This is a genomic window from Synechococcus sp. B60.1 (genome assembly GCF_047462555.1).
In the GTDB taxonomy this organism is placed as follows: Bacteria; Cyanobacteriota; Cyanobacteriia; order Thermostichales; family Thermostichaceae; genus Thermostichus.
Map to the genome: position 1 here is coordinate 4,190 of NZ_JANSJN010000098.1, position 6,027 is coordinate 10,216.

The window sequence follows — 6,027 nt, forward strand, 5'->3', positions numbered from 1 at the left end:
CCCTGCTCGTACTGGCTAAAGTCAAGATCGTCGGGGAAGCGGGCCACCACGGCAATGGCCTCGGCCCCTGCATAGAGCAGCGCACGCGCGGCTTCCAGGAGCGCCTCGGCATCCGCTAGGGATCCCTGGCTGGCGCCGGCAGGGGAGAAGCTGACGGCAACGCCTAAGGGTCGAGGAGTCAAGCGCCAGGGGCCGATGTCCAGCCCCAGCGTGGCCTGAGCGGCTTGCATGACCTGCAAATGGCGCTGGCGCAGATCCTCCGGGATCCCGGCATCCAGCACCACCCCGATGCGGTTTTGCCGCACTGGCCTGAGGAACCACTCCCCGGCACAGAAGCGATCCAGGCCGTATCCTTCCACGTAGAGCACATTCCCCAGGGGCCAGAAGAGGGTAGCGCCGTTGAGGACATTGGGGTGGGTGATGACGCAATCCGCGGCTGCGGCCAAGGCGCGAGCCACGGGCAGGGCATCGCCAGCAAAGCCACCCACCCGGGCACCGATACCGGTGGGAACCAAAAGCAGGACAGTGTAGGGGCGACCCATCGGACTAGACCTGGGACAAAAGCTGCTGCGCCAGCGCCTCAGCCCGCCGCACGCAGTCGCCCAGGGCCACACCGTCTAGGTAGTTGGCGCACACCCAGATCCCCGGCGTCTGGGAGGCCAGGTGGACCTGCAACTGGGCCATCCGCTGCCGGTGGCCGAGGGTGTACTGGGGAATGGCGCGGGGCCACAGGCGTTCGCCCAAGTAGATGGGCTCGGCGCGGCGGGTAAGCAGCACCTGACTGAGCTCGGCGTGGACAATTTGCGCTCGCTCCTCAGGGGACAGAGCAGTGATGGGTGGGATCCCTTGCCGGCGGGCCAAGGCAGCATCGGTAGCACCGCCCAGGAAGCTGAGGAAGCTGTGGTAGCCCTGGGGAGCCCGCTCCGGGAAAAGACAGGAGGCCCAGATAGTGCCTAGGGTGCGTAGACCCTGGGAGCGAGGGATGAGGTGGCCAAAGCCCCGCAGCGGCTGCGGCAGAACCGCTTGGGGATAGGCCAGAGCCACCACTGCCACCGGCGGATAGGGGATCCCCGCCAAGAGCTGGCTGGCCTCGGGGTTGAGTTCCTGCAGCAGCAAGGCAGCCTCATAGGCGGGGAGAGCCAGCACCACCTGGCGAGCAGCCACCCAGCGGGATCCCTCTGGGGTTGCAAAGCCCACCCCATAGAGCTCTCCCTCCCGCTTCAGCTGCACCGCTTGCCAACCCAGCCGCAGGCTGTCGCCCAGCTTTTGGGCTAGGGCCTCTGGCAACTGCTGCAGCCCCTGCCTCAGATTGCCCAGTTGGCCGCGTTTGGGCGGGGGGTGGATGGCTGCGGGAAAAGGCTGGGGTCTTTGGCGCAGAGCCTGCAGGGCGCCGGCAAAGAGACTGCCGTAGCGCTCCTCTAGGCCAGCTACCCGAGGGAAAGCTGCCACCGCGCTGAGTTGATCCGGATCCCCGGCATAGACCCCTGAGGTGAAGGGCTCCACCAGGCGCTCCACCACTTCGGATCCCAGTTGTCGCCGGAAAAACTGCCGCACCGTCTCCTCCTGCCCCGGCGGCGGAGGGACAAACCCCAACAGGCCCTGCAGAGCCCGCAGCTTACCACCCACACTGAGCAGCCGTGAGCCCAGAGCCGCCGTGGGGCTCAGCGGCACTGGCAGCAGCTCTCCTTCCCAGTAGATGTAGCGGGGCAGCTGGGCATCGGCCAGCACCAGTTGGTCGGCCAGGCCCACCTCGGCAATCAAGTTGAGCAGGGCAGGCGTAGGGGTAAAGCTGTTGGGGCCTTCCTCCCAGCGGTAGCCGTCTTTGGATTGGGTGGAAATGCAGCCGCCCACCCGAGAGCTGGCCTCGGCCAAGAGCACGGCCTGAGCGGAGCCACCCCTACCAGAGAGACCCTGCTGCAGGCGCCAAGCCAGCGTCAGGCCGCTGATGCCCGCCCCAATGACCACCACTTCGGCTCTGAGGAGTTCAGGGGTTGCAAGATCCGCGGTCGCTGCCAAGCTGTCTATCCTCCATCACGGGCAACACGAGGGGCGCCATTAGCGCAGCACGCGAAACAGGCTGGGGATCCCGGCTACCTGGGGAAGCTGCTGGATCTCGGCCAGCGCCTGCCGGCAGTCAGCCTCGCGCACGGTGTGGGTGAGGACAACAATCTCCGCCAGCTCCTGGTGGCACTCCTTTTGGGTAATGCTCTCCAGGCTAACCTGGTGCCGGCCAAAGCAGGTGCCAATAGCTCCCATCACCCCCGGTCGATCCTGGGCCAGCACTCGCACGTAAAACTCCGACTGCACCTCCGCCAGTGGCAGCAGGGAGGCAACAGGAGGAGAAACAGGCAATCCCCAGAGAGGATTGGGGAGATGGGCCCCTGTCTGCAGGTGGGCAAGTAGGGTGAGCAGATCCCCAACGACAGCACTGGCCGTCGGCCCCTGTCCCGCCCCCGGCCCGGAGAGCACCACCTGGCCCAGGGGATCCCCTTGTACCCAGACGGCGTTGTCCACGCCGTGGATATTAGCCAGCGGGTGGGTCAGCGGCAATAGGGTGGGGTGGACGCGGACATCCAAGGCCGTTTCGGCTCCTGGGACACCAGCCCTCTGGGCAATGGCCAAAAGCTTGAAGGTGTAGCCCCACTCGCGGGCATAGCGGATGTCGGTGGGGCTGATGCTGCGGATCCCTTCGCAAGGGATGGCCTCCCGCGGCACCGACACCCCAAACGCCAGGCTAGCCAAAATGGCGATCTTGTCCGCCGCATCCCATCCTTCCACATCGGCGCTGGGATCCGCCTCCGCATAGCCGCGGGCTTGGGCTTGGGCCAGCGCTTCGGCAAAGGAGCTACCCTCCTGGGCCATCTGGCTGAGGATGAAGTTGGTCGTGCCGTTGATGATGCCCCAGACCGCCTGGATGCGGCTGGCCTGCAGCGACTGCTGCAAAGTCTGGACGACAGGGATCCCACCCCCCACGGCTGCCTCCAGCAGCACGGCCACCCTGGCCTGGGCAGCAGCGCGGAAGATCTCCTCGCCATAGCGGGCAATGACCGCTTTGTTGGCTGTAATGACTGGCTTGCCGTGGTCAATGGCCTTTAAGATGAGGCTGCGAGCCGGCTCCAGCCCGCCCATGAGCTCAATCACCACGTCAATGTCTGGATCCGACACAATCCGCTCTAGGTCAGTGGTCAGGCGCTCAAGCGGGATGGATACCCGCCGCGGCCTGTCCAGGGAACGCACCCCTACCGCCGCAAGCTCGACAGCCTGCAAGAGGGGGTGAGGTGGGCGTTGCAAAATCTCTACCACGCCCGTGCCGACAGTACCCAGCCCCAGTAGCCCAACCCGATAGACCACAGCCGCTCCCTCGCCCGTTGATCCCTGAGACCCAAAGACTTCCTTACCTTTACCAGGTTGACACACTCCTGGCCCCATCAGGACGAGATTTTGGCCATCCATCCCAAGGCGCTTTGGGTTCAGGGGGAAGGTGCGTTGAGACAGCCGCAGGGATCCCTCGCTGTGGGGGCAGTGCCGGTTTGGGGTTTATGCTGAAGGGGGGATCCCTTTACAGATGTTTTCATTCATTCATAGCCTTCATGTCCAGAACCTGTACCATCTACCGCCGTGCCCATTTTGCCGCCAGCCACCGCTACTGGCTGCCGGAGCTCTCTGAAGCCGAGAACCTGGCCCGCTTTGGCCCCCACGCCCGCTTCCCCGGCCACGGCCACAACTACGTGCTGGAGGTGGGCTTGACGGGAGAGGTGGACGAGTACGGCATGGTGCTTAACCTCTCACAGGTGAAGCGGGTGATTCAGGAGCGGGTGATTCAGGAGCTGAACTTTGCCTACCTCAACGAAGCTTGGCCAGAGTTTGCCCAAACCCTGCCCACCACCGAGTTCATCGCCTACACCATTTGGCAGCGCCTGGCCGATGCTCTGCCCCTGACCAGCGTGCGCCTCTATGAAGATCCTGAGTTTTGGGCCGAATACCGAGGAGAAGCCATGCAAGCCTATTTGACCGTTGCCACCCACTTTAGCGCCGCCCACCGCTTGGCCTTGGATCACCTCAGTCTGGAAGAGAACACCGCCATCTATGGCCTCTGCGCCCGTCCCCACGGCCACGGCCACAACTATGGCCTGGAGATCACCGTCAAGGGATCCATCGACCCGCGCACGGGGATGATCGTGGACTTGGCAGCTTTGCAGCGGGTGATTGAGGAGCAGGTGGTCAAACCCCTAGATCACACCTTCCTAAACAAGGACATCCCCTACTTTGCCCAGGTGGTGCCCACTGCGGAAAACATTGCCCTCTACATCCAGCGGCTGCTGACTCTGCCCCTGCGGAAGCTGGGGGTGCAACTGCATCGGATCCGCCTGCAGGAAAGCCCCAACAACAGCAGCGAGGTCTATGGGGAGTTTCCGCTAGAGGAGCTGGGCGCAGCTACCGCTGCCACCCCATACCCCGCGAGCGAGGGCAAGAGGGATCCCTCTGAAGTGGAGCCCCTAGCTGCCGGCAGGGGTGGGCCAGCCGCCTATGCTGGATCTTGTTAAACTGAGCGAGCAGATTCCCGCCTTCGCCCGCCACCTGCAGCAGGAGTCGAAGGCCAACCAAGAGCGTCTGCGCCTGGCCTTGCAGGAGTTTGCCCGCCTGCAGCGAGAACCCCAAGCCTGGCAGTCCCGCTGGGCGGAGTGGGGATCCCATCTCGCCTTTACCTGCGCCAGTCCCGCCGAGCCGCCGGAAACCTGGGGATCCCTGCCCAAAGTGGAACCTTTGCAGGGGCCGCACACGGTGGTGGCCACCGACGGCTCCCAGATCCTGCCCAGCCACCACGAGATCGCCTACTGCTCGCTCATCAACATTGGGCGGGTAGCCCTCCACTACGGCACGCAAGAGTGGCCGCTGCTGGACAGCCAGCCCCTGCTGATCTACGGGCAGGAGCCCTTTGCTCAACCGAACCGATCCAACTCCCTTCCAGGAGCGGCCCCGCGCCGTCTTCGCCGCCAACCCCGCCGAGAGGAAGGAGATCGCGGTGAGGGGGCGGAGATTGCTTTGGACGCCGAAGAGGTGCTGGCTTTGCGGCGCTCCCAGGCAGAGTTGGAGGAGCTGGCCCAGTTGGCCCTGTCGCTGTCCTGCCGTCGCCTCACGCTGGCGCTGCTGGATGGATCCCTGATCCCCTGGGGACTGGAGTCGCTGCCTAGATCAACCCAACGTCCCTGGCTGGATCCCATCCTGGCGACCCTGGAGCAGTTGCGGGCGGCCCGCATTCCCCTGGTGGGCTACATCAGCGCTTCCCGCAGCAGCGAAACCCTTAACTACTTGCGCCTGGGGCTGTGCCCCTACCTGGGCTGCGACTGCTATCGCTACTGCGCCGGCGAGAAAACTCCCCCCTGCCAGCCCTTTGCCCCCCTGGCAGATCGCGTTTTTTGGGGATCCCTACTGCAGCCGGGAGAGCGCAGCCCCCTCTGGCGCAGTGGCGCCAGCGTCCTGGAGACTTTTGGGGAACATCACATCCACTGCTGTTACTTGAATGTTGGCGCGAACCCTGGCGAGGGATCCCTGCCGGAGATTGCCCGGCTAGAGTTTCCCGCCTGGGTGGCCCAGGATCCAGAGCTGCTGCAGCAGGCCTTGGCAGGGGTGCTGAGCCAGGTGCAAAAGGGCTTTGGCTACCCCATCGCCCTGGCCGAAGCCCATCATCTGGCTGTAGTGAGAGGAGGCGATCGGCAGCGGTTCTTCACCCTCATCGAGCAGGAGCTGATCCGCGCCGGCCTGCGCCATGTGGCCGTCTCTCGTAAGGAAGCCCAGAAGCGAACGGGTATCGCCTAATTGGTGCCAGTGCCGCAAAGCTCTTCCTTCCCTCTCCTTCTAGGAGAGGGGCTGGGGGTGAGGGAATGACTCCTTAGACCCAAAATCGCAGCGCCTGCTGGGATCCTTGGCATCCCAGAAGCGACTATAACCTAATGAACTACCCCACCGCGTAGGCGGGTGGGGTTTCCTCACCCGCTTGACAGCAGAGCTTTTGTCTCTTCTTCTGCC

The 6,027-nt window shown here is 64.4% G+C and carries 5 protein-coding genes; 2 read left to right on the top strand and 3 right to left on the bottom strand.

Annotated elements, in window-relative coordinates; all coding sequences use genetic code 11:
* From NW863_RS10600 to NW863_RS10610, 3 genes are all read right to left on the bottom strand, one after another.
* The coding region (locus NW863_RS10600) for a DUF3326 domain-containing protein (RefSeq protein ID WP_414366246.1) at positions 1-542 on the bottom strand (542 nt) is incomplete at its 3' end.
* A 4-nt stretch (positions 543-546) separates the two neighbouring features.
* Positions 547-2,016, bottom strand: coding sequence for a protoporphyrinogen oxidase (gene hemG, locus NW863_RS10605; RefSeq protein ID WP_414366248.1), 1,470 nt, complete (start codon positions 2,014-2,016; stop codon positions 547-549).
* 39 nt (positions 2,017-2,055) lie between these two features.
* Positions 2,056-3,351 carry a homoserine dehydrogenase gene (locus NW863_RS10610; RefSeq protein WP_414366250.1) on the bottom strand — a complete coding sequence of 432 codons (1,296 nt, stop codon included), beginning with the start codon at positions 3,349-3,351 and terminating at the stop codon, positions 2,056-2,058.
* Positions 3,352-3,590: 239 nt separating this feature from the next.
* Here NW863_RS10610 and NW863_RS10615 point away from each other — a divergent pair, with 239 nt between their 5' ends.
* Together NW863_RS10615 and NW863_RS10620 are read left to right on the top strand one after the other, a co-directional pair.
* A complete protein-coding gene (locus tag NW863_RS10615; RefSeq protein ID WP_414366252.1) occupies positions 3,591-4,544 on the top strand; it encodes a 6-carboxytetrahydropterin synthase in 954 nt (317 codons plus the stop codon).
* A complete protein-coding gene (locus NW863_RS10620) occupies positions 4,528-5,817 on the top strand; it encodes a DNA double-strand break repair nuclease NurA (RefSeq protein WP_414366254.1) in 1,290 nt (429 codons plus the stop codon). The genes NW863_RS10615 and NW863_RS10620 overlap by 17 nt, the downstream gene beginning before the upstream one ends.
* Positions 5,818-6,027 lie beyond the last annotated feature (210 nt).